The sequence below is a fragment of the Pseudomonas sp. GM60 genome, from assembly GCF_000282415.1.
Lineage (GTDB): Bacteria > Pseudomonadota > Gammaproteobacteria > Pseudomonadales > Pseudomonadaceae > Aquipseudomonas > Aquipseudomonas migulae.
The window spans coordinates 1-23,438 of record NZ_AKJI01000006.1 but is presented as its reverse complement, the minus strand read 5'-3'; the positions used below and the strand labels follow the sequence as shown (position 1 = coordinate 23,438).

Below are 23,438 nucleotides of genomic sequence, written 5' to 3'. Positions count from 1 at the left end.
GTCTTCGCGGGAAATCGCCATCACCGACGACCGCGGCTTGCCGTTCGGCAAGTGCTCAGGGAACGTCGAGCCACCGTTTTCCCCCGGATGCTGAATCCCGACAAACAGCGTCTTCTGGTCCGGAGAGAAGCTGATCCCCGTCACCTCGCAACCCACCGGCCCGACCATGAAGCGACGGATCTCACCGGTCACCGGGTCGGCACAGAGCATCTGGTTGTTGCCCATGCCGGCAAAATCACCGGCGTTGCTCGAATCGCCATCGGTCAGGATCCACAAGCGTCCGGCCTTGTCGAAACCCAGGCCGTCCGGGCTGTTGAACATGTTCTGCGGCGTGATGTTCGACGAACCGCCCTTCGGCGTGCCGGCGTGGACACCCGGGTTGCCGGCGACCACAAACAGATCCCAGGCAAAGCTTTTCGAGCCGTGATCATCACGGTCGGTGCGCCAGCGCAGAATCTGCCCGTAGACGTTCTTCTCGCGCGGGTTCGGCCCGCCCACCGGTTGACCGTCTTCACCGCGCTTGGCGTTGTTGGTCAGCGTGCAATAAACCTGGCCATCCTTGGGGCTGACGACGATCCATTCAGGACGGTCCATGCGTGTGGCTTTCACCACCGTGGCGGCGAGTCGTGCATGAATCAGCACCTCGGCCTGATCGGCAAAACCGCTGCTGGCGTCGATGCCGTTTTTGCCGTGGGTCAGCTCGATCCACTCGCCCTGGCCTTTCGGGTGATCGGCATTGCCGTCGCCCGCGTCGAAACGCGCCACGTACAAGGTGCCGTGGTCCAGCAGGTCGCGGTTGGCTTTCGGGTTCTTGTGGTTGATCTTGTCGCGGCTGACGAACTTGTAGATGAACTCGCCGCGTTCGTCGTCGCCCATGTACACCACGGCGTGGCCGTCATGGGTTTCGGCCAGGGCCGCGTTTTCATGTTTGAAGCGGCCCAGCGCGGTGCGCTTGACCGGTGTCGATGTCGGATCGAACGGGTCGATTTCCACCACCCAGCCATGACGGTTGAGTTCGTTGGGGTTCTTCGCCAGGTCAAAGCGCTCGTCGTGTTGATGCCAGTTGATCTCTTTACTGGTCGCCACCGCACCGTAGCGTTTTTGCGCCGGGTCGAATTTCTGCTCGGCATTGCTGCTGCCGAAGCAATCGGTGAAGTTCTCTTCACAGGTCAGGTAGGTGCCCCACGGCGTCTTGCCGTTGGCGCAGTTCTGGAAGGTGCCGAGCACGTTCTTGCCGTGCGGGTCGGCGCTGGTTTTCACCAGCGCGTGGCCGGCAGCCGGGCCGCTGAGGCTGATCGGTGCGTTGCCGTGAATGCGGCGGTTGTAGCGCGAGCCCTGAACGAATTGCCATTGGCCGTTCTTGCGCTGCACCTCGATCACCGACACGCCTTCGCAGGCCAGCGCCTTGCGCACTTCTTCGGCCGATTGCGGCATGCCGCCGTGCGGGTAGAGGTAGCGGTAGTTGGTGTATTCGTTGTTGATCGCCATCAGCGCCCGGTCTTTCTCGCCCGGAAATTCGAACAGGCTCATGCCGTCGTTGTTGTCGCCGAACTGGACTTCCTGTTGCTCGGCGCTGCCGTTGCCGCTTGGATCGAATGCCGGACCGTTCTTTTGCAGCGGCTGGCCCCAGCTGATCAGCACCGAAGACTTGTAGCCCGGTGGCAGGGTGATTGCGTCGCTGGTGGCGGCGGGAATGCTGTCGAAACCCAACAGTTTGCTGGTGCCTGCGCTGACACTGGCCGCGAGTACGCTGCGGCTCAGCAGGTTGCCGCCGAGGAACATCGCGGCACCGCACAGGGCGCCCGCGCTGATGAAACCACGACGGCTGAGGCCGACCATTTGCTCGAGGTCGGTGGATTGGTTGTCTTCTAATAGGCTCACATCAGGCTCCCTGCTGGTTTTTGCAGTCACCTTAAAGCGCGTTAATGACGCTTGTGTTTCAGAGCGGTGTACCGAGCAGCACATTGGAGGGGGAAAATTGCACCCGCAGCGCTTTGCCGGTGGCCAGACCGTGGGTTCGCAAGTGCAGCGGTTCGGCCAGCGCGCACAGCGTCTGGCCATTGGGCAGGCCGATGCGCACTTCACTCGGGCCGTCTTCGGCGTCGAGGATTTCTTCAAGGGTGCCGGCCAGGCAATTGTGTCCGGGCGTTGCCTCGTCATCGATACCCAACAGGTCGAGCCAGCCGGCCTTGATCAAGGCGACGACTTCGGTGCCGGTTTGCAGCTCCAGGCGCAGGGTGCTGTCGTGAGTGATCTGCGCCACGAGGATCAAGCCTTCAGCCAGTTCCAGGCGGATCAGGTCGTTGCGTCCCTGAGCTTCGATTTCCACGACTTTGCCGTGCAGTTGATTGCGCGCGCTGGTTCTGAGCATCAGACGGCCGAGGAGGTTGAGGTCGCTGGCGTCTTCGGCGGCCTCCAACACCTGCGCCTGCAACGTTTGCAGCTTTTGATACAAACGCAATACGCGTTCGCCTTCGCTGGACAGCTTGGCGCCACCGCCGCCCTTGCCGCCGACGCTGCGCTCCACCAGCGGTTTCTGCGCGAGGTTGTTCAGCTCGTCGATGGCATCCCATGCAGCTTTGTAACTCAGGCCCGCGCTTTTCGCGGCGCGAGTGATCGAGCCCTGTTCGGCGATGTGTTGCAGCAAGGCGATGCGCTGCGGGCGACGGACAATGTGCTGGGACAACAACGTAGGCAAGGACATGGCGAGACGCTTTGGCGGGTGATGATGGTGAGGACGTTGGCGGCTGGAAGCCCGGGAGTCAAGTCAGCCACGATTCCTGTAGGAGCGAGCTTGCTCGCGATGGACTTGAGAACGACGCGTTCATTCAGAAAGCGCGCATTATCGTTAACGTCCATCGCGAGCAAGCTCGCTCCTACAGTCAGGCTGTGTCGCCGGGTTTGGGTGTTCGGGCCAGGCAGTAGACGTCGACTCGCTCGGCACCGGCATCCATTAATAGACGAGCCAATGCCTGGGCCGTGGCGCCGGTGGTCAGTACGTCGTCAACCAGCGCCAGGTGACGGCCCTTGATCAGCGCTCCGGGCATCAGGGCGAAGGCGTTACGCAGGTTCTTCCTGCGTGCATCAGCCTTCAGCTCCTGTTGCGCGCTGGTGTCCTGAATCCGCTTGAGCAGTTGTTCGTCACAGGGGATATCCAGGCTGGCGCTCAACCAGCGGGCCAGCATCGCAGCCTGGTTGAAGCCCCGTTGGCGCAGACGTTTAGCGGCGAGCGGAACGGGGACCAACGCATCTGGCCGTTCCAACCCTTCATCGAAGCGATGTTGCAGGGATTGAGCAAGAAGTTCGGCGAGCAGGCGACCATACGGCCACTTCGCGCTGTGCTTGAATCGGGTGATCAAGCTGTCGACCGGAAAACCATAGGTCCACGGGGCAATGACTTGCTCGAAAGGCGGCGGTTGCTGCAAGCACTGGCCGCACGTCAGGCCCGCCGCAGGTAATGGCAGGGCGCAGGTCTGGCAGTGATCGCCGAGCCAGGGCAGCTCGGTTTCGCAAGCCATGCAGATCGGCGTGGCTTCTTCGGCCGTCTCGTCGCAGAGCAAACAGGTTTGGTTGTTTTTTAACCAGATGTAAACCGGTCCTTCGTATCGTGGTTGACAGCGCATCGCTCTTCCTTAAATATGCCGAACATCCGTGTCGCGTCTGTGGGTATTCCGTCCCCCGACCGCTTGCCCAGCATAAAACAAAGGAAACGCCCATGAGCGCCAGCACCTCTGCAACCCTGCGTCATGACTGGTCTTTGGCCGAAGTCAAAGCACTCTTCGTTCAGCCATTCAATGACCTGCTGTTTCAGGCGCAGACCGTGCACCGCGCGCATTTCGACGCCAACCGCGTCCAGGTTTCCACGTTGCTCTCGATCAAGACCGGCGCCTGCCCGGAAGATTGCAAATATTGTCCGCAGTCCGGTCACTACAACACCGGCCTGGAAAAAGAAAAACTGATGGAAGTGCAGAAGGTCCTCGAAGAGGCCGCTCGCGCCAAGGCCATCGGTTCGACCCGTTTCTGCATGGGCGCGGCGTGGAAACACCCGTCGGCCAAAGACATGCCTTACGTGCTGAAGATGGTCGAAGGCGTGAAGGCCATGGGCCTGGAAACCTGCATGACCCTCGGTCGTCTGGACCAGGAGCAGACCGAAGCGCTGGCCAAGGCTGGCCTCGATTACTACAACCACAACCTCGACACTTCGCCGGATTTCTACACCAGCATCATCACCACCCGCACCTACAGCGAGCGCCTGCAAACCCTGGCCTACGTGCGTGATTCGGGGATGAAGATCTGCTCCGGCGGCATCCTCGGCATGGGCGAGTCCCTTGATGACCGCGCCAACCTGCTGATCCAGCTGGCCAACCTGCCGGAGCATCCGGAATCGGTGCCGATCAACATGCTGGTGAAAGTCGCCGGTACGCCGCTGGAAAACGCCGAAGACATCGATCCGTTCGACTTCATCCGCATGCTCGCCGTAGCGCGCATCCTGATGCCGAAGTCCCACGTGCGCCTGTCCGCCGGCCGTGAAGCGATGAATGAACAGATGCAGGCTCTGGCGTTCTTTGCCGGCGCGAACTCGATTTTCTACGGCGACAAACTGCTGACCACCGCCAACCCACAGGCCGACAAGGACATGCAACTGTTCTCGCGACTGGGCATCCTGCCGGAAGCGCGCGAAGAGCACGCTGACGAAGTGCATCAGGCCGCCATCGAGCAGGCGCTGGTGGAGCAGAAGAGCAGCGAGCAGTTCTACAACGCCGCCGTCTAACCAACGCAGATTTCATGGATTGGAATGCAAACCCTGTGGGAGCGGGCTTGCCCGCGATAGCGGCTTATCAGTCGACATCTATGTTGAATGTGACGCCGTCATCGCGGGCAAGCCCGCTCCCACAAGGGTTGTGTCGATATTTGATTACGTAATCTGACTTCCGAGGCCTGCATGTCTTTCGATCTCGCCGCACGCCTTGCTGCCCGTCGTGCCGAAAATCTCTATCGCCAACGCCCCTTGCTCGAAAGCCCCCAGGGCCCGGAAGTGGTGGTCGATGGCCGGCCGTTGCTGGCGTTCTGTAACAACGATTACCTGGGCCTGGCCAATCATCCGCAAGTGATCGAGGCCTGGCGCGCCGGGGCTTCTCGATGGGGCGTCGGCGGCGGCGCTTCGCATCTGGTCATCGGCCACAGCACGCCACATCACGAGCTGGAAGAAGCGCTGGCTGACTTGACCGGCCGCCCGCGCGCGTTGCTGTTCACCACCGGCTACATGGCCAACCTCGGTGCGGTCACCGCGTTGGTCGGGCAGGGCGATACGGTGCTCGAAGACCGCCTCAATCACGCCTCGTTGCTCGATGCCGGTTTGTTGTCCGGCGCGCGTTTCAATCGTTATCTGCATAACAATGCAGCGAGCCTGGCCAATCGTCTCGAGAAAGCCACCGGCAATACGCTGGTGGTCACCGACGGTGTGTTCAGCATGGACGGCGATATCGCTGACCTGCCGGCATTGGCCCGAGAAGCCAAGGCCAAAGGTGCGTGGCTGATGGTGGATGACGCGCACGGTTTTGGTCCGCTGGGTGCCAATGGCGGCGGGATCGTCGAGCATTTCGGCCTGAGCCAGGAAGACGTGCCCGTGCTGGTCGGCACCCTCGGCAAGGCGTTCGGGACGGCGGGCGCGTTCGTCGCCGGCAGCGAAGAGCTGATCGAGAGTCTGATCCAGTTCGCCCGTCCCTACATTTACACCACCAGCCAACCGCCGGCCCTGGCCTGCGCGACGCTGAAAAGCCTGGAATTGCTGCGCAGCGAACACTGGCGGCGTGAGCATCTGAAAACGCTGATCCGTCAGTTCCGCCACGGCGCCGAGCAGATCGGCCTGGAATTGATGGACAGCTTCACGCCCATTCAACCGATCATGATCGGCGACGCCGGGCGTGCGGTGCGACTGTCGCAGATGCTGCGCGAACGCGGCTTGATGGTCACGGCGATTCGTCCGCCGACCGTGCCCGCCGGCAGCGCTCGTCTGCGGGTAACCCTGACCGCCGCGCACAGCGAGGCGCAGGTGCAGCTATTGTTAAATGGACTGGCCGATTGTTTTCAACAACTGGGACCGGAGCCAAGCCATGCGTAATCGCCTGATTCTGCTGCCCGGCTGGGGCCTCGGGATTTCTCCGCTGGAACCCTTGGCGGCTGCGTTGCAGGGGCTGGACGAACACCTGCGCGTCGAGATCGAGCCGTTGCCGGATCTGGAGTCCAGCGACCTTGAAGAGTGGCTCGACGAACTCGACTCGGCCGTACCTCAGGATGCATGGCTTGGCGGCTGGTCGCTCGGCGGCATGCTTGCCTCCGAGTTGGCGGCGCGACGCGGTGATCGTTGCTGCGGCTTGCTGACCCTGGCGAGCAATCCTTCTTTTGTTGCCCATGAACAGTGGCCGAGCGCGATGCCCGGCGAGACGTTTGATGCGTTTCTGGCAGGCTGCAATGCCGATCCGCGCATGACCTTGAAACGCTTTTCGCTGCTGTGCGCACAAGGCGCCGAAGACCCACGCGGGTTGTCGCGGTTGCTGCTCGGTGGTGCGCCAAACGCCTCTGCTGCGGTGTTGATGAGCTGCCTGGAGTTGCTGGCACAACTGGATACCCGCCAGGCGTTGCAGGCCTTTCGCGGCCCGCAGTTGCACCTGTTCGCCGGCCTCGACGGACTGGTTCCGGCCGAAGCGGCGGGGGATTTGCTGGCGTTACTGCCGGATGTCGAAATCGGTCTGATTGAACAGGCCAGCCACGCGTTTCTTCTGGAAGACCCTCACGGTGTGGCGGGGGCGATCCAGGCCTTTTTGCATGAGTCCGGTGATGACTGATTTATCCCTTCCCAGCCTGCCCGGCGGCCTGCCGGACAAACGCCAGGTGGCGGCGTCCTTTTCCCGCGCGGCGGCCAGCTACGACAGCGTGGCCGAATTGCAGCGTGACGTCGGCAGCCAGTTGTTGAGCCGTTTGCCGGGCGATTTCGTGCCCGGTCGCTGGCTGGACCTGGGCTGTGGCACCGGGCATTTCAGTCGTGTGCTGGGTGAGCGTTTTCCTGGCGGTCACGGCGTGGCGCTGGACATCGCCGAAGGCATGCTCAATCACGCGCGTCCATTGGGCGGGGCCATGCACTTCATCGCCGGGGATGCGGAGCGGTTGCCATTGCAGGATTCGACCTGTGATTTGATTTTCTCCAGCCTGGCGGTGCAGTGGTGCGCGGACTTTGCGTCGGTGCTCAGTGAGGCCCATCGTGTGCTGAAACCCGGGGGAATGTTTGCGTTTGCTAGTCTGTGCGTGGGCACACTGTTTGAGCTGCGAGACAGTTGGCGTCAGGTGGATGGCATGGTGCACGTCAACCGCTTCCGCGAGTTCGGGGTTTATCAACACCTGTGTGCGGCCAGCGGTTTGAAGGTCGCGAGTCTGCAAACCCGTCCTCACGTGCTGCATTACCCGGATGTGCGCAGCCTGACTCATGAACTCAAGGCGCTGGGCGCGCACAATCTGAACCCCGGTCGGCCGGGTGGTTTGACCGGCAGGGCGCGGATCCTCGGCCTGGTCGAGGCGTATGAGCAGTTTCGTCAGGCCCAAGGCCTGCCGGCGACTTATCAAGTGGTGTACGCCGTTTTGGAGAAACCCTTATGAGCGCAGCGTATTTCATCACCGGGACTGACACAGATGTTGGCAAAACCACCGTGGCTGCGGGTTTGCTGCATGCCGCGAGGTTGGCCGGCCTGAGTACGGCGGCGGGAAAACCGGTGGCCTCCGGTTGCGACGTGACGCCCAAGGGCTTGCGCAACGCCGATGCGTTGGCTCTGCTGGCGGAATGTTCAGTGCCGCTGACGTATGCACAAGTCAACCCGGTGGCCTTCGAACCGGCCATCGCTCCGCATCTGGCGGCGCGCGAGGCCGGCGTGGCGTTGACGGTGCAATCGTTGCTGACGCCAATGCAGCAGATTCTGGAGATGCAGGCAGATTTCACCCTCATCGAAGGCGCTGGTGGTTGGCGCGTGCCGCTGGCGGATCAGGACAACCTGTCGGACCTGGCCATGGCTCTGGACCTGCCGGTGATTCTGGTGGTCGGCGTACGGCTGGGCTGCATCAACCATGCGCTGCTGACGGCCGAGGCGATTGCCCGGGACGGTTTGCAACTGGCGGGTTGGGTGGCCAACATCATCGATGCCAAGACCGCGCGCCTTGAAGAAAACCTGGCCACGCTGGCCGAGCGGATCCCGGCACCGTGCCTGGGGCGCGTACCGAAACTCAAGGTGGTGACGGCAGAGGCGGTGGCGGAACACCTTCAGCTGGATTTGCTGGACTGAGATTTCAAGCACTGGTTTTACCTATGACAAGGCACTGTGCCATTAGTGTTTTTGTCGGGCCTTTTGCAGGCGGGTCTGGTTCAATGGCCGCTGTTGATCCTTTGTAGGACGAGTTCCCCCATGGAAATCTCAGGAAGTACCGCTTTTTATGCTGGTCTGAGCACTATTCAGACGGGGCAGAACCGTGTCGATCAAGCCTCCGGCCAGATTGCCAACAATTCGGTCGAGCGTTCGGTGACCAGCCAGTCCTCCGATGCTCAGGTCAATCGCCTGCGCTCGGTTGATCGCAGCCAGCAGTCGGACCTCGCCAGCAACATGGTCGAGATGGCTCAGGGCAAGTTTCAGGTCGAGGCCGGTGTCAAAGTTGCCAAAGCTTCCGATGAAATGCTCGGTACGCTGATCGACACATTCGCTTGATCATCTGCTGAAACCGCTCTGCCAACGCCGCGACCCTTCGCGGCGTTTTTGTGTGTAAGTCCTTCTCTCCCAACTAAACTTTTCTGCAGGACGTGTTGCTCAGTCAACGGCGTTGCGTTGTCGCGTGTGCAGCTTTGCGCGGGGAGTGAAGACGAACGGCAAAAGATCGGCGCTTGACAAGATTTGGGCGTAAACGTATGTTTCAAACAACTGTTTGACCGTCACAACAAATCAACGCGGTCGTTCATTCCCGGTTACATCAGCAGAGGTTTATCGCTATGCCTGACTACAAGGCCCCCTTGCGTGATATTCGCTTCGTTCGTGACGAACTGCTCGGCTACGAAGCGCACTATCAGAGCCTTCCGGCTTGCTCGGACGCAACTCCGGACATGGTTGACGCCATTCTCGAAGAAGGCGCCAAGTTTTGTGAGCAGGTACTGGCTCCGCTGAACCGCGTGGGTGACACCGAAGGCTGCACCTGGAGCGAGTCCGGCGTTAAAACCCCGACCGGCTTCAAAGAAGCCTACAAGCAATTCGTTGAAGGCGGCTGGCCAAGCCTGGCCCACGACGTAGAGCACGGCGGCCAGGGCCTGCCGGAGTCTCTGGGTCTGGCAGTCAGCGAAATGGTTGGCGAGGCCAACTGGTCGTGGGGCATGTACCCGGGCCTGTCGCACGGCGCGATGAACACCATTTCCGAGCACGGCACGCCTGAGCAGCAACACGCCTACCTGACCAAACTGGTCTCCGGCGAATGGACCGGCACCATGTGCCTGACCGAACCGCACTGCGGCACCGACCTGGGCATGCTGCGCACCAAGGCCGAACCTCAGGCCGACGGTTCCTACAAAGTCTCCGGCACCAAGATCTTCATCTCGGCCGGTGAACACGACATGGCCGACAACATCGTCCACATCGTGCTGGCTCGCCTGCCGGATGCACCGGCTGGCACCAAAGGTATCTCGCTGTTCATCGTTCCGAAATTCATGCCGAACGAAGACGGTTCGATCGGTGCGCGCAACGCCGTGTCCTGTGGTTCCCTGGAACACAAAATGGGCATCCACGGCAACGCCACCTGCGTGATGAACTTCGACGCGGCCACCGGTTTCCTGATCGGTCCGGCGAACAAAGGCCTGAACTGCATGTTCACCTTCATGAACACCGCACGTCTGGGTACCGCGCTGCAAGGCCTGGCCCACGCCGAAATCGGTTTCCAGGGCGGCCTGAAATACGCTCGCGATCGTCTGCAAATGCGCTCCCTGACTGGCCCGAAAGCGCCGGAAAAAGCCGCCGACCCGATCATCGTGCACCCTGACGTCCGTCGCATGTTGTTGACCATGAAAGCGTTCGCCGAAGGCAACCGCGCAATGGTTTACTTCACTGCCAAGCAAGTCGACATCGTCAAGTACGGCGTGGACGAAGAAGAGAAGAAGAAAGCCGACGCACTGCTGGCGTTCATGACGCCAATCGCCAAAGCCTTCATGACCGAAGTCGGTTTCGAATCCGCCAACCACGGCGTGCAAATCTACGGCGGCCACGGCTTCATCGCCGAGTGGGGCATGGAGCAGAACGTTCGCGACAGCCGCATTTCGATGCTGTACGAAGGCACCACCGGCATCCAGGCACTCGACCTGCTGGGCCGCAAAGTGTTGATGACTCAAGGCGAGGCCCTGAAAGGCTTCACCAAGATCGTCCACAAGTTCTGCCAGACCAACGAAGGCAACGAAGCCGTTCAGGAATTCGTCGCACCGCTGGCTGCAATCAACAAAGAATGGGGCGAGCTGACCATGAAGGTCGGTATGGCAGCCATGAAAGACCGCGAAGAAGTCGGCGCGGCCTCCGTGGACTACCTGATGTACTCCGGTTACGCCTGCCTGGCCTACTTCTGGGCTGACATGGCACGCCTGGCGGCCGAGAAACTGGCAGCCGGCACCACCGAAACGGCGTTCTACACCGCCAAGCTGCAGACTGCGCGCTTCTACTTCCAGCGCATCCTGCCGCGTACCCGCACTCACGTTGCAACCATGCTGTCGGGCGCCAACAACCTGATGGACATGAAAGAAGAAGACTTCGCACTGGGCTACTAAGCCTTAACGCAGCCTTCTGAAAAAACCGCTGCTCCTTCGGGAGTGGCGGTTTTTTTTCAACTCGACTTTGGTGAAAAAACCATGGTTGGCGGCAGTTTCCCCGTCTTTTGTAACGACCTTTGATGGGGGGACCGTGCATTGCTGGTTGGCCGGATAGTAGTCAGTAATGCGGCGTCAAAAAAACCTTAGCAAATCACTCAGAAAATCAGGGTCACTGCCGTTAAAGTAGTGGGCACAATGCCATCTATAGACATGACGGGTCGGAGCTTTACCCTTGCCGCGTTCTTCCGCTGTACGTTTCAGTCATTTCCTACCCTCACTTCTGCTTTTGCTTGCGGGGCTGGCGGCTGCGTACGTCAAGGACCTGAACGTCTTCTTCACTTCGCTGTTCAACGTGCTGCCTACGTTGGTGCTGTTGCTCGGCGGTGCTTATTGCGCGGTTTACCGACGTCAGCGTGAACTGTTTCTGATGGTCACGGTGTACATCGCCTACTACCTGCTCGACACCCAGACCGACTATTACCGCGACAACGGCAGAGTGCGTGAAGACGCCGCCGTGGTCTTTCACCTGTGCTGTCTGTTGCTGCCGCTGATGTTTGGCATATTCGCCGCGTGGCAGGAACGCACCCATCTGTTCCAGGACATGATCGCGCGTTTCGCGGTGTTGCTGGCCGTCGGCAGCGTGGCGTTGGGCCTGGAGCAAAGTTACCCACAGGCGCTGTTGATGTGGCTGTCGGAAATCCGCTGGCCAGCCCTGCATGGCGCGTGGATGAGCCTGATTCAGCTGTCCTACCCCGTGTTTATCGCTTCGTTCCTGCTGCTGAGCTGGCAATACTGGCGCAACCCCAGGCCTTTGCACGCCGCCCAACTGGTGGGTCTGCTCGGGTTGTTCTGGGCGTTGCCGAAGACGTTCATCCTGCCGTTCACCCTGAACATCATGTGCAGCCAGGTGATGTTGATGATTGCCGCGGCGGTTGCCCATGAAGCCTATCAAATGGCCTTCCGCGATGAGCTCACCGGTTTGCCTGGCCGCCGCGCGTTGAACGAACGCATGCAGCGCCTGGGGCGCAATTACGTGCTGGCCATGAGCGACGTCGACCACTTCAAGAAATTCAACGACACCCACGGCCACGACGTCGGCGATCAGGTGCTGCGGCTGGTAGCCAGCAAACTGTCGAAAATCGGCGGCGGCGGCAGGGCGTATCGCTACGGCGGTGAGGAATTTGCGCTGGTGTTCGCGGGCAAGACGCTTGAAGAGTGCATGCCGCACCTGGAAGTCATCCGCGAATCCATCGCCACCTACAACATTCAACTGCGTAACCAGGACAACCGTCCTCAGGATGACCAGCAAGGTCGTCAACGTCGTTCCGGCTCAGGGGCTTCGAGTGTGTCGGTCACCGTCAGCATCGGCGTCGCCGAACGCGTGGAACAACGCAACCCGGAAAAAGTGCTCAAGTCTGCCGATGAGGCGCTCTACGCTGCAAAAGGTGCCGGGCGAAACTGCGTGGTGGCTTACGGTCAGAACCGTCGTGGTGCGGTACGCGAGGCGGCTGCGGGTTGAGTGATGATGGCGCATTCAGCGTCTGGACTGTGATTGTGAGGCGTGGTCGGCGGCAGTAGGTTTGATCAATCTGCTGCCGGAGAAATGACCATGCCCGAGTACAAAGCTCCCCTGCGCGACATGCGCTTTCTGATCGACCACGTCTTCGACTTTCACAGCAACTACGCCGCACTGGGCGCCACGGATGCCAGCCCGGACATGGTCAATGCGATCCTCGAAGAAGGCGCGAAGTTCTGCGAGAACGTGCTCGCACCGCTCAATCGTAGCGGCGACGAAGAGGGCTGCCATTTCGACAACGGCGTGGTGACAACGCCTACAGGCTTCAAGCAAGCCTTCGCACAATACGTCGAAGGTGGCTGGCATGGTCTGGCGGCCGATCCCGCTTATGGCGGCCAGGGCTTGCCGAGCTCCCTGGGGCTGGTCATCAGCGAGATGGTCGGGTCCAGCAACACTTCCTGGGGCATGTACCCGGGCCTGACGCACGGCGCGATGTCGGCGATCCACGCCCATGGCACCGAAGAACAGAAAAACACCTACCTGAGCAAACTCACCGCAGGCCAATGGACCGGCACCATGTGCCTGACCGAAGCCCATTGCGGCACAGACCTGGGCATTATCAAGACCCGCGCCGTGCCGGCAGCCGATGGCAGTTACGCGATCTCCGGCAGCAAGATTTTCATCTCTGCCGGCGAACACGACATGAGCGACAACATCATTCACCTGGTGCTGGCGAAACTGCCGGATGCGCCTGCGGGCACCAAGGGCATTTCGCTGTTCATCGTTCCTAAGTTCCTACCCGATGCCGAAGGTGAGGCGGGGGCGCGCAACGGCGTTTCCTGCGGCTCGATCGAGCACAAAATGGGTATCAAGGCCTCGGCCACCTGCGTGCTGAACTTCGACGAGGCCAAGGGCTTTCTGATCGGTGAGCCGAACAAGGGCCTGAACTGCATGTTCACCATGATGAACCATGCGCGTCTCGGCACTGGGATGCAGGGTTTGTGTTTGGGGGAAGCGAGTTTTCAGGGCGCGATCAAGTACGCCAATGATCGTTTGCAGATGCGCTCGCTGACCGGCCCGAAAGCACCGGAAAAAGCCGCCGACCCGATCATCGTTCATCCTGATGTGCGTCGAATGTTGCTGACCATGAAGGCCTTCAACGAAGGCAATCGCGCGCTGACCTACTTCACCGCGCAACTCCTGGATGCTGCGCACCTGAGCCCGGATGAAACCGCGCGGCAGGACGCCGAAGACCTGTTGGCGTTCCTGACGCCGATCTGTAAGGCCTTCATGACCGACACCGGGCTGGAAGTGACCAACCACGGCATGCAGGTGTTCGGCGGCCACGGCTTCATTCGTGAGTGGGGCATGGAGCAGTTGGTTCGCGATTGCCGGATTGCACCGATCTACGAAGGCACCAACGGCATTCAGGCGCTGGATTTGCTCGGGCGCAAAGTGCTCGGCAGCCAGGGCAAATTGCTACGCGGCTTTACCAAAATCGTTCACAAGTTCTGCGCGGCGAACGCCGATCACCCGCAACTCGCCAGCTACGTGGCGCAACTCAACGGGTTGAACCAGCAGTGGGGCGAACTGACCACTCAGGTGGGCATGGCCGCGATGAAGAATCCGGACGAAGTGGGCGCCGCGTCGGTGGATTACCTGATGTACAGCGGTTACATCATCCTCGGTTACTTGTGGCTGCGCATGGCGCTGGTAGCTCAGGCACAGCTGGATGCGGGCAGCGGCGATGCCGATTTCTGCCGGGGCAAACTGGCGACCAACGAGTTTTACTTCAAGCGATTGCTGCCACGCACCGCCGCACATCGCGCGGCTATCGAAGCGGGTAGCGATTGCTTGATGCAACTGCCAGCGGAGTTGTTCTCGGTGTAACGGTTGCGTTTGAAAAGCTTCGCGGGCAAGTCGGATCGCCGTATCGCTCGCTCCTACAGGTCCTTCGTTGTGCACGCATGGTGTGCACGACATAAAACCTGTAGGAGCGAGGCTTGCCCGCGAAGGCGCTCTGGCAGACACAAAAACGCAATGACCAAAAATTACAAAACGGTCACAGCCTGACCCTATGTGTCGCAAAAGTTGTTGGGTTACACTCGGACCCAACGAAAACACTCTTCCTACGAATCACCTGTAAAGATCCTGCGAGGTTTGCCATGGCTGACTACAAAGCGCCCCTGCGCGATATGCGCTTCGTCCTCAATGAAGTATTCGAGGTCGCCAAGCTCTGGGCCGAGTTGCCTGCACTGGCCGATACCGTCGACGCAGAAACCGTTGAAGCCATTCTTGAAGAGGCCGGCAAGGTCACCAGCAAAAGCATCGCGCCCCTGAGCCGTGCGGCTGACGAAGAAGGTTGCCATTGGGCGGACGGTGCTGTCACCACGCCGGCAGGTTTCCCACAGGCTTATCAGACTTATGCTGAAGGCGGTTGGGTCGGCGTCGGTGGCGATCCGACCTACGGCGGCATGGGTATGCCCAAGGCGGTTTCGGCCCAGGTCGAAGAAATGGTCAACTCCGCGAGCCTGTCGTTCGGCTTGTACCCAATGCTGACCGCCGGTGCCTGCCTGTCGATCAACGCCCACGCCAGCGACGAGCTGAAAGCCGCTTACCTGCCGAACATGTACGCCGGCGTCTGGGCCGGTTCCATGTGCCTGACCGAGCCGCACGCCGGTACAGACCTGGGCATCATCCGCACCAAGGCTGAGCCTCAGGCGGACGGTTCCTACAAAGTCAGCGGCACCAAGATTTTCATCACCGGCGGCGAACACGACCTGACCGAGAACATCATTCACCTGGTACTCGCCAAACTGCCGGATGCACCGGCGGGGCCGAAAGGCATTTCGCTGTTCCTGGTGCCGAAGTTCATGGTCAATGCCGATGGCAGCCTGGGGGCACGTAACCCGGCGACCTGCGGTTCGATCGAACACAAGATGGGTATTCAGGCCTCCGCGACTTGCGTGATGAACTTCGACGAAGCCGTGGGTTACCTGGTCGGCGAGCCGAACAAAGGCCTGGCGGCGATGTTCACCATGATGAACTACGAGCGTCTGGGCGTCGGTATCCAGGGTCTGGCCTCTGGCGAACGCTCTTACCAGAACGCCGTTGAATACGCCCGCGACCGCCTGCAAAGCCGTTCGCCGACCGGCGCGCAGAACAAGGACAAAGTGGCCGACCCGATCATCGTCCACCCGGACGTGCGTCGTATGCTGCTGACCATGAAAGCCTCGAACGAAGGCGGCCGTGCTTTCTCGACTTACGTGGCGATGCAACTGGACACCGCCAAGTTCAGCGAAGATGCGACCACCCGCAAACGCGCGGAAGACCTGGTAGCGCTGCTGACCCCGGTAGCCAAGGCATTCCTGACTGACCTCGGTCTGGAAACCACCGTTCACGGCCAGCAGGTTTTCGGCGGCCACGGTTACATCCGTGAGTGGGGCCAGGAACAACTGGTTCGCGACGTGCGCATCACTCAGATCTACGAAGGCACCAACGGCATCCAGGCGCTGGACCTTGTCGGGCGCAAGATCGTTGGCAGCGGCGGGGCGTTCTACAACCTGTTCGCCGACGAGATTCGTCACTTCACCGCGACGGCCAGCGCTGAGCTGGACGAGTTCACCAAGCCGCTGAACGATGCCGTGACCACTCTCGACGAACTGACGGCGTGGTTGCTGGATCGGGCGAAAAACAACCCGAATGAAATCGGCGCGGCTTCGGTCGAATACCTGCAAACTTTCGGTTACGTGGCTTACGCCTACATGTGGGCACTGATGGCCAAGGCCGCCTTCGGTAAAGAAGCGCAGGACGATTTCTACGCAAGCAAATTGGGCACGGCGCGGTTCTATTTCGCACGCCTGCTGCCGCGTATTCACTCGTTGAGTGCGTCGGTGAAGGCCGGTAGCGAGTCGCTGTTCCTGCTGGACGCGGCGCAGTTCTGACAATGTAACGTCATGTAAGCATTCTCTTACATGACGTGCTGCTTTTCTCCCATAGATGCAAATTGGATCCACGGCTAATCTACTTCACATGGACGTCGCGCAGGAAGCGCAAAGCAACAACACGGACACGTAGGATTCTGCCAGGACGGCGGAGTGAAATGGATGTCAGGGAAACAGTCTGCAAAGCCCCGCTTCGGCGGGGTTTTCTTTTGCCCGCAGAAAAGTAGTCAGCTCATCCCGTCCAGGGTTGTCGGGACTTCATTCGGGCCATTCATCACTTCTTCAAGCAAGGTCCGCAACAACGCCAATGACGCTTGTTGCCGTTGCACATCGCGACACACCAACCCGACTTTCAATGGCACCCGTGGCTCGGTCAGCGGCTTCCAGAGCAGTTCGTCATTGCCCAGCATCTTCTGCGAGCGGCCGGGCAGGACAGTCGCTAACCGGGTGTGCGGCAGGCTGTCGAGAATCCCCGCCATGTTGTTCAGTTCGGCCTGCACTTGCGGGCGTCGTCCCAGGCTGGCCAGTTGCGTCTGCCAGATCTGTCGCACCTGAAACTCTTCGCCCAGCAGCAACATCGGCAACTCGGCGGCCTGACTCATGGAGACTTTCTTGAATTCGCGCAGCGGATGATCCGCCGGGATGACCAGTGTCAGCTCATCTTCGTACAGCATCACGCCGTGTAGCCCCGGCTGACGGGGCGGCAGGTAACTGATGCCGATGTCCAGCGAACCGTTGAGCAGCCGTCGTTCGATTTCCAGTCCCGTCAGTTCATAGATCTGCACCACCAGGTGCGGCTGCGCCTTGCGCACGCGTTCGAGCATCTGCGGCACCAGGCTGGTGTGGACGGTTTGCAGCACGCCAATGGCCAGGGTGCGCAGCGCTTGTCCCTTGAAGTTGCCCAATGCTTCACGCGCCCGTTGCAGGCCGTCGAGCAAGGGCAGGGCGTGGTTGTACAGCGTGTGCGCGGCCAGGGTCGGCAGCAAGCGTTTACTGCTGCGTTCGAACAGGCTCACATCGAGGTGTTGTTCGAGCTGGCGAATCTGTTGGGAGAGTGCCGGTTGAGAGATTGAAAGCCGCTCGGCGGCCCGGCCCACATGGCCCTCTTCGTAGACCGCGACGAAATAACGCAGTTGTTTAAAATCCATAAGTTTTACTTATTGAAAATGCTGGGAAATCGAAATGGCTCAAGGTCCTGCCTGAGCCTAGTCTAACCGCATTCACAGGGCTTACAGGGCCATAGAACGCGATGACTACCGTTTACGCCGAAGGTGTTTACATAGGTAAGGCAAAACACCTCAAACGAGGTGTTTTCGGATGAATTTGTTCAATTTACGGCGCTACGCTCCCAGCCTTGATGACCTGAGCGTGGACACTTTCCTGTCGTACAGAAGTGACAATCTTTCCAGTGAGTGCCTGATGCCCAGTGTCGAGCGGCCGAAACAGATTTTTGTGCGCGGTCAGGGCTCATGGTTGTGGGACAGCGAAGACCGCGCCTATCTGGATTTTTCCCAGGGTGGCGGGGCCAATAGCCTCGGACATAGCCCTTCGGTACTGGTCAACGCGATCACGGCGCAAGCTCAATCGCTGATCAACCCCGGTTTTGGCCTGCACAACCGCGGCATGCTCAACCTTGCCGAGCGGCTCTGCGTCAGCACTGGCAGTGACCAGGCATACCTGCTCAACAGTGGCAGTGAAGCCTGTGAAGCGGCGATCAAACTGGCGCGCAAGTGGGGCCAGCAACATCGCGGCGGTGCGTCGCGGATCATCGTGGCCAACAACGGTTGCCATGGACGTAGTCTCGGGACGATCCCGGCGTCGGACAGTTCCAGGCTGACCAACCGCTTCGAGCCGCAACTTCCAGGCTTCAGCCACGTACCGTTCAATGATCTGGCCGCTCTGCACGCCGCCGTTGATGCCCGGACCGTGGCAATCATGCTTGAGCCGATCCAGAACGAAGCCGGGGTCATTCCCGCCACCGAGGATTACCTCAAGGGTGTCGAACGCCTGTGCCGTGAGCTTGGCATCCTGTTGATCTTCGACGAAGTGCAAACCGGTCTTGGGCGACTCGGCACCTTACTCGCGGAACAGTCCTACGGTGTGCGAGCCGATATCGTCGTCCTCGGCAAAGGCCTGGGCGGTGGTGTGCCCTTGGCGGCGCTGCTGGCGCGTGGCAAAGCCTGCTGCTTCGACGTCGGCGAGCTGACGGGCACTCACCATGGCAACGCGCTGATGACCGCTGCAGGCCTGGCTGTGCTCGATAGCGTGCAGGACAAGGGCTTTCTCGAGCATGTCAGGGAAACCGGCCAGCACTTGGGCGAAGGCCTGGCACGTCTGGCTCATCGCTATGGACACGGCGAACTGCGCGGTCAGGGATTGCTCTGGGGGCTGACCCTGTCCGACGATTCGGCTGACGCCGTAGTCAAAGCAGCGCTGTACGAAGGCTTGCTGCTCGACGCCCCGCAAGCCGATTGCCTGCGACTCACCCCAGCGCTTACGGTCAGCAAATCCAACATCGACGAAATGCTCCTGCGCCTGGCCCGCGCGTTTTCCCGCGTGCGCACCGCACAACTGCAATGCCGCAAAGGGATTGTCGTCTGATCAGAACCGCCCTACACGAATTCCCGAACCGTCTCGCGGTATAACGCATCGCCCCACGTTTGATTCTTTTGACGTGGGGCGTTTTTTTGTCTGCGAACTCATTCGGGCAACGACAGTGGGCCAAGACTCGAACTGAACCCTGACGAACGGCGCAGGTCGATTGGTTGTGTGGCTCACGTGAGCCCACTTCAATTCAGGAGCTGCCCCATGGACTTCATTCGCATCATCATCGCCATTCTGTTGCCGCCACTGGGTGTGTTTCTGCAAGTCGGTTTCGCTGGCGCGTTCTGGCTGAATATTCTACTGACGTTGTGCGGTTATATTCCGGGGATCGTGCATGCGGTGTACATCATCGCCAAGCGCTAAGGTTCGCAGCGCAAGATAGATCGCATTCGCTGGCAAGCCAGCTCCCACAGAGTTTGTGCGCGCTGCAGATCCTGTGGGAGCGTGGCTTGCCCGCGAAGGGCGCGACGCGGTTTCAGCTTTCGAGCGCCATCACCCGTCGATAAAACAACCACTCCTGCTCCAGCGCATGGGCCTGATTGCCGGCCTTGCGGAAGCCGTGACGTTCGTCCGCGTAATAATGCGCCTGTACCAGAATGCCGTTTTGCTGCAGCGCCTCGGCCATATCGCGGGTCTGTTGCGGCACGACCACAGCGTCCAGTTCGCCCTGAAAGAAAATCACCGGCACGCTGATGTTACTCGCATGCAGCAGGGGCGTGCGTGCAGCGTAGCGCTCGGCGTCCAGCTCAGGATCGCCAATCAGCCAATCCAGGTAATCGCCTTCGAACTTGTGGGTTGCGCGGCCCAGGGCAACGGGATCGCTAACGCCGTAAAGGCTGGCGCCGGCGCGAAAGACCTTCCTGAACGCCAATGCACACAGCGTGGTGTAGCCGCCGGCGCTGCCACCGCGAATAAACGCCTGGTCGCCATCGATCAATCCGCGCTCGGCGAGATGGGCGACGACCGCGCAGGCATCTTCCACATCCACTTCACCCCAACTCAAATGCAGCGCCTGGCGATAGGCCCGGCCATAGCCGCTGCTGCCACGGTAGTTGAGGTCGGCCACGGCGAAGCCGCGTTGTGCCCAGTACTGGATGCGCGGATCAAGCATCGGGTAGCACGCCGATGTCGGGCCGCCGTGGATGAATACCACCAGCGGCGGTTTCGCTTCGCCGGTCATCGCCGGGTAGAAAAAACCGTGAGCCTCGCCCGAACCGCTCGGGTAGCGCAGGGTTTGCGCGATGCTGATCTGATCGGCGGGCAGCGGCGCGATTCCACCGGCCAATACCCTGACGGCTCGGGTCTTGCGGTCGATGGCGATCACGGCTGATGAACTGACCGGCGAAGCGGCGATGCAGTAGATGAATTGTTCATCCAGTGCGAGATGTCGGAATCGGCTGTAGTCCCCGGTGAAATCTTCTATAGCGTCACCGCCAATGCCCAGTCGGCCGAATCCGCCTTCGGTCCAACTGGCCAGATAGCTGTTTTCACCCAAGGGCAGCCAAGTGCAGCCACCCAACTGCCAGGGCGCAGGTCCATGATCCGCCGCAGTGCTGGGCAACGGGCGCAACGCATCGGAAGACTCCGCCCACGGCTGCCAGTAACCGCCGCGATCCGTCAGGCACAACAGCCGGCCACGGTCATCGAATCGCGGTTGTTGCAACGACTCTTGAATATCTTCACCCGCCAGGCAGCGCGCTTGAGCGTAACGGCCATCGCTCTGGCGCTCGGCAACCATCAGGCGCGTCGCGGTCCATGGCTGGTCCGGACGGCTCCATTCGATCCAGGCCAACCGTCGAGCATCGGGGCTGAGTGTCGGCGCGGCATAAAAGTCAGCACCCTCGGCCAACAGATGCCGCGTGCTGTCCGCCAGATCGATGGCCACCAGACGATGCCGATCCCGATGCTCTTCAACGGCCAACACTTGCCCATTGGCAAATTGCAGATCGCCGTAGCGGCATTCACCGAACGTCAGTGCTTCGGGCGTTTCGCCTTTGAGCGATTGTCGATACAGCTGCTGATCTGCCTCGTTGACGAAAACCAACCCGTCATCTGTCAGACAGAACGCTCCGCCGCCATATTCGTACACCCGACTGCGCACGCTGAAACCCATTGGCGTCAGGCAATGCGCCTGGCCATCACGCCAATGCCAGATTCGACAAGCGGCGTCCTCGGGACGGTACTCATTCCAGAACAGGCCATACTGGCCAACCTGCAGTTCGGCAAAGTCGACACCGGCAGCGACCGCTTTGGCGGCGCTGAAGGGTTCAGCTTTTTGCGATGAGTCGTGAGTTTCGTTCATTGCGAAAGGCCAGTTGTTCGATGGTCTGGGTCGCGTGCTCGGCTTCTTCGCGGGCCTTGAGAATCACGCCGTGATGTTCCGACTTGCTGCACACCGGGTCGGCGTTGCTGGCGTCACCGGTGAGCATGAAGGCCTGGCAGCGGCAGCCACCGAAGTCCTTTTCTTTCTCGTCGCACGAGCGGCAGGGCTCGGGCATCCAGTCGTAACCGCGAAAGCGGTTGAAGCCAAACGAGTCGTACCAGATGTGCTGCATGCTGTGGTCGCGCACGTTAGGAAACTGCACCGGCATCTGTCGGGCGCCGTGACACGGCAGCGCGGTTCCGTCCGGGGTTACTGTCAGAAAAATACTGCCCCAACCGTTCATGCAGGCTTTCGGGCGTTCTTCGTAATAGTCCGGCGTGACGAAAATCAGCTTGCACGGATGCCCTTCGGCTTCCAGTTTTGCGCGGTATTCGTTGGTGATGCGTTCGGCCCGGACCAGTTGTTCCTTGGTCGGCAGCAGTCCGACCCGATTGAGCTGCGCCCAGCCGTAGAACTGGCACGTGGCTAGTTCGACGAAGTCCGCCTCAAGGGCGATGCACAGCTCGATGATCCGGTCGATCTTGTCGATGTTGTGCCGATGGGTGACGAAATTCAGCACCATCGGATAACCGTGTGCTTTCACTGCGCGAGCCATTTCCAGCTTTTGCGCGAAGGCTTTTTTCGAGCCAGCCAGCAAGTTGTTCACCTGCTCGTCGCTGGCCTGGAAGCTGATCTGGATATGGTCCAGGCCGGCCTTCTTGAAGTCGCTGATTTTCTGCTCGGTGAGGCCGATGCCGGAGGTGATCAGGTTGGTGTAGAAACCCAACTTGCGCGCCTCGGCAATCAGTTCGGCGAGGTCCTGGCGCACCAGCGGTTCACCGCCGGAAAAGCCCAGCTGCGCCGCGCCCATTTCCCGTGCTTCGCGGAACACCTTGATCCACTGCTCGGTGCTCAGCTCTTTGCCTTGCTCGGCGAAATCCAGTGGATTGGAGCAGTACGGGCATTGCAGCGGGCAGCGGTAGGTCAGTTCGGCCAGCAGCCACAGCGGCAGGCCGATTTCCGGTTTGGGCGGTAACTTGTCCGACACGGAATCAGGCAAGTTCGATCCAGTGCTGAGCACGGGCGACCTCCATGAATTGCTCGATGTCATCACCGAGCTCTGGCACGCCAGGGAACTGCGCGTCCAGTTCGGCGATGATCGCTGCGACGTCACGTTCGCCGTCGATCAAACCGCCGATCAGCGCGGCGCTTTCATTCAGTTTGATCATGCCTTCCGGGTACAGCAGCACATGGCCTTTCTGCGCCGGTTCGTACTGGAACCGATAGCCTGGACGCCAGGTTGGGGTCTTGCTGCGATCAAAACTCATAAGGTGATTCCTTTGTGCCAGACCCGTTGCTCGGTCACGCTGTGATACGGCGGGCGTTTCAGTTCGTAGGCCATGCTCATGGCATCGAGCATGCTCCAAAGAATGTCCAGTTTGAACTGGAGAATTTCCAGCATGCGCTCCTGGCCTTCCCGCGTCGTGTAGTGCTGCAGGGTGATCGCCAGACCGTGTTCCACATCGCGGCGCGCCTGGCCCAGACGGGTGCGGAAATATTCGTAACCGGCCGGGTCGATCCACGGGTAATGCTGCGGCCAGCTGTCGAGGCGCGACTGGTGGATCTGCGGCGCGAACAGCTCGGTCAAAGAGCTGCTGGCGGCTTCCTGCCAACTGGCCCGGCGGGCGAAGTTGACGTAGGCGTCCACGGCGAAACGCACGCCGGGCAACACCAGTTCCTGCGAGCGCAGTTGGTCCGGGTCGAGGCCGACGGCCTGTCCCAGACGCAGCCACGCTTCGATGCCGCCGTCTTCGCCGGGGGCGCCGTCATGGTCGAGCAGGCGTTGAATCCACTCGCGACGGATTTCCCGGTCCGGGCAGTTGGCCAGAATCGCGGCGTCTTTCAGGGGGATGTTCACCTGATAGTAGAAGCGGTTGGCGACCCAGCCCTGGATCTGCTCGCGGGTCGCCCGGCCTTCGTACATCGCCACGTGATAGGGGTGATGGATATGGTAATAGGCGCCCTTGGCGCGCAGGGCGACTTCGAATTCGGCGGGGGACAGTGGGGTGTCAGTCATTTCGGTCTCCGGGGGAATAACCGGTGGATTCTGTTGTGTCTGTTCGGACGCCTTCGCGGGCAAGC

20 protein-coding genes are annotated in these 23,438 nt (G+C 60.6%); 12 read left to right on the top strand and 8 right to left on the bottom strand.

Going from position 1 to position 23,438, the window contains the following annotated elements:
* The 3 genes from PMI32_RS27825 to PMI32_RS27835 form a co-directional block, all read right to left on the bottom strand.
* The coding region (locus PMI32_RS27825) for a PhoX family protein (protein ID WP_008024228.1) at positions 1-1,881 on the bottom strand (1,881 nt) is incomplete at its 3' end.
* A gap of 58 nt (positions 1,882-1,939) precedes the next feature.
* A complete protein-coding gene (locus tag PMI32_RS27830; protein WP_008024226.1) occupies positions 1,940-2,704 on the bottom strand; it encodes a TOBE domain-containing protein in 765 nt (254 codons plus the stop codon).
* A gap of 178 nt (positions 2,705-2,882) precedes the next feature.
* Positions 2,883-3,623 (bottom strand): ComFC family protein, encoded by a 741-nt coding sequence (locus PMI32_RS27835; protein ID WP_008024225.1) that lies wholly within the window; start codon positions 3,621-3,623, stop codon positions 2,883-2,885.
* Between the two features lie 92 nt (positions 3,624-3,715).
* On the opposite strand from PMI32_RS27835, the gene bioB reads away from it, so the two are divergent.
* The 10 genes from bioB to PMI32_RS27885 all read left to right on the top strand — a co-directional run bounded on the left by bioB (position 3,716) and on the right by PMI32_RS27885 (position 16,330).
* Entirely contained in the window at positions 3,716-4,771 is a 1,056-nt protein-coding gene (gene bioB / locus PMI32_RS27840) for a biotin synthase BioB (RefSeq protein WP_008024223.1), read from the top strand.
* 171 nt (positions 4,772-4,942) lie between these two features.
* Positions 4,943-6,121 carry an 8-amino-7-oxononanoate synthase gene (gene bioF / locus PMI32_RS27845; RefSeq protein ID WP_008024221.1) on the top strand — a complete coding sequence of 393 codons (1,179 nt, stop codon included), beginning with the start codon at positions 4,943-4,945 and terminating at the stop codon, positions 6,119-6,121.
* Entirely contained in the window at positions 6,114-6,845 is a 732-nt protein-coding gene (locus tag PMI32_RS27850; RefSeq protein WP_008024218.1) for an alpha/beta fold hydrolase, read from the top strand. Before bioF ends, PMI32_RS27850 begins: the two co-directional genes overlap by 8 nt.
* The gene (gene bioC, locus PMI32_RS27855) at positions 6,838-7,650 is read left to right on the top strand and encodes a malonyl-ACP O-methyltransferase BioC (RefSeq protein ID WP_008024217.1); all 813 of its coding nucleotides are present in this window, start codon (positions 6,838-6,840) and stop codon (positions 7,648-7,650) included. Before PMI32_RS27850 ends, bioC begins: the two co-directional genes overlap by 8 nt.
* On the top strand, positions 7,647-8,327 hold the full coding sequence (gene bioD, locus PMI32_RS27860) for a dethiobiotin synthase (RefSeq protein WP_008024215.1): 681 nt from the start codon (positions 7,647-7,649) through the stop codon (positions 8,325-8,327). The genes bioC and bioD overlap by 4 nt, the downstream gene beginning before the upstream one ends.
* Before the next feature lie 120 nt (positions 8,328-8,447).
* Positions 8,448-8,744: a hypothetical protein gene (locus PMI32_RS27865; protein WP_008024213.1), complete on the top strand. Its 297-nt coding sequence runs from the start codon at positions 8,448-8,450 to the stop codon at positions 8,742-8,744.
* Between the two features lie 278 nt (positions 8,745-9,022).
* Entirely contained in the window at positions 9,023-10,828 is a 1,806-nt protein-coding gene (locus tag PMI32_RS27870) for a phenylacyl-CoA dehydrogenase (RefSeq protein WP_008024212.1), read from the top strand.
* Between the two features lie 274 nt (positions 10,829-11,102).
* A complete protein-coding gene (locus PMI32_RS27875; RefSeq protein ID WP_008024209.1) occupies positions 11,103-12,389 on the top strand; it encodes a GGDEF domain-containing protein in 1,287 nt (428 codons plus the stop codon).
* Between the two features lie 90 nt (positions 12,390-12,479).
* Complete coding sequence (locus tag PMI32_RS27880; protein WP_008024207.1) at positions 12,480-14,276, top strand: acyl-CoA dehydrogenase C-terminal domain-containing protein; 1,797 nt, start codon at positions 12,480-12,482, stop codon at positions 14,274-14,276.
* Between the two features lie 275 nt (positions 14,277-14,551).
* Entirely contained in the window at positions 14,552-16,330 is a 1,779-nt protein-coding gene (locus PMI32_RS27885; protein WP_008024204.1) for an acyl-CoA dehydrogenase C-terminal domain-containing protein, read from the top strand.
* Between the two features lie 227 nt (positions 16,331-16,557).
* Here the strand turns inward: PMI32_RS27885 and PMI32_RS27890 are convergent, their stop codons facing one another.
* Positions 16,558-17,478: a LysR family transcriptional regulator gene (locus PMI32_RS27890; protein ID WP_008024202.1), complete on the bottom strand. Its 921-nt coding sequence runs from the start codon at positions 17,476-17,478 to the stop codon at positions 16,558-16,560.
* Between the two features lie 169 nt (positions 17,479-17,647).
* Here PMI32_RS27890 and PMI32_RS27895 point away from each other — a divergent pair, with 169 nt between their 5' ends.
* Together PMI32_RS27895 and PMI32_RS29430 are read left to right on the top strand one after the other, a co-directional pair.
* Complete coding sequence (locus PMI32_RS27895) at positions 17,648-18,931, top strand: aspartate aminotransferase family protein (protein ID WP_008024199.1); 1,284 nt, start codon at positions 17,648-17,650, stop codon at positions 18,929-18,931.
* Positions 18,932-19,138: 207 nt separating this feature from the next.
* Complete coding sequence (locus PMI32_RS29430; RefSeq protein WP_007904205.1) at positions 19,139-19,297, top strand: YqaE/Pmp3 family membrane protein; 159 nt, start codon at positions 19,139-19,141, stop codon at positions 19,295-19,297.
* Between the two features lie 112 nt (positions 19,298-19,409).
* On the opposite strand, the gene PMI32_RS27905 is transcribed toward PMI32_RS29430, so the two are convergent.
* The 4 genes from PMI32_RS27905 to pqqC are packed head-to-tail and all read right to left on the bottom strand — an operon-like array spanning position 19,410 to position 23,373.
* On the bottom strand, positions 19,410-21,236 hold the full coding sequence (locus PMI32_RS27905) for a S9 family peptidase (protein WP_008024197.1): 1,827 nt from the start codon (positions 21,234-21,236) through the stop codon (positions 19,410-19,412).
* Entirely contained in the window at positions 21,202-22,377 is a 1,176-nt protein-coding gene (gene pqqE, locus PMI32_RS27910; RefSeq protein WP_008024195.1) for a pyrroloquinoline quinone biosynthesis protein PqqE, read from the bottom strand. The genes PMI32_RS27905 and pqqE overlap by 35 nt, the downstream gene beginning before the upstream one ends.
* Positions 22,349-22,624, bottom strand: a complete 276-nt coding sequence (gene pqqD, locus PMI32_RS27915; RefSeq protein ID WP_008024193.1) for a pyrroloquinoline quinone biosynthesis peptide chaperone PqqD — start codon at positions 22,622-22,624, stop codon at positions 22,349-22,351. Before pqqD ends, pqqE begins: the two co-directional genes overlap by 29 nt.
* Entirely contained in the window at positions 22,621-23,373 is a 753-nt protein-coding gene (gene pqqC, locus PMI32_RS27920) for a pyrroloquinoline-quinone synthase PqqC (protein WP_008024191.1), read from the bottom strand. Before pqqC ends, pqqD begins: the two co-directional genes overlap by 4 nt.
* Between the last annotated feature and the right edge of the window lie 65 nt (positions 23,374-23,438).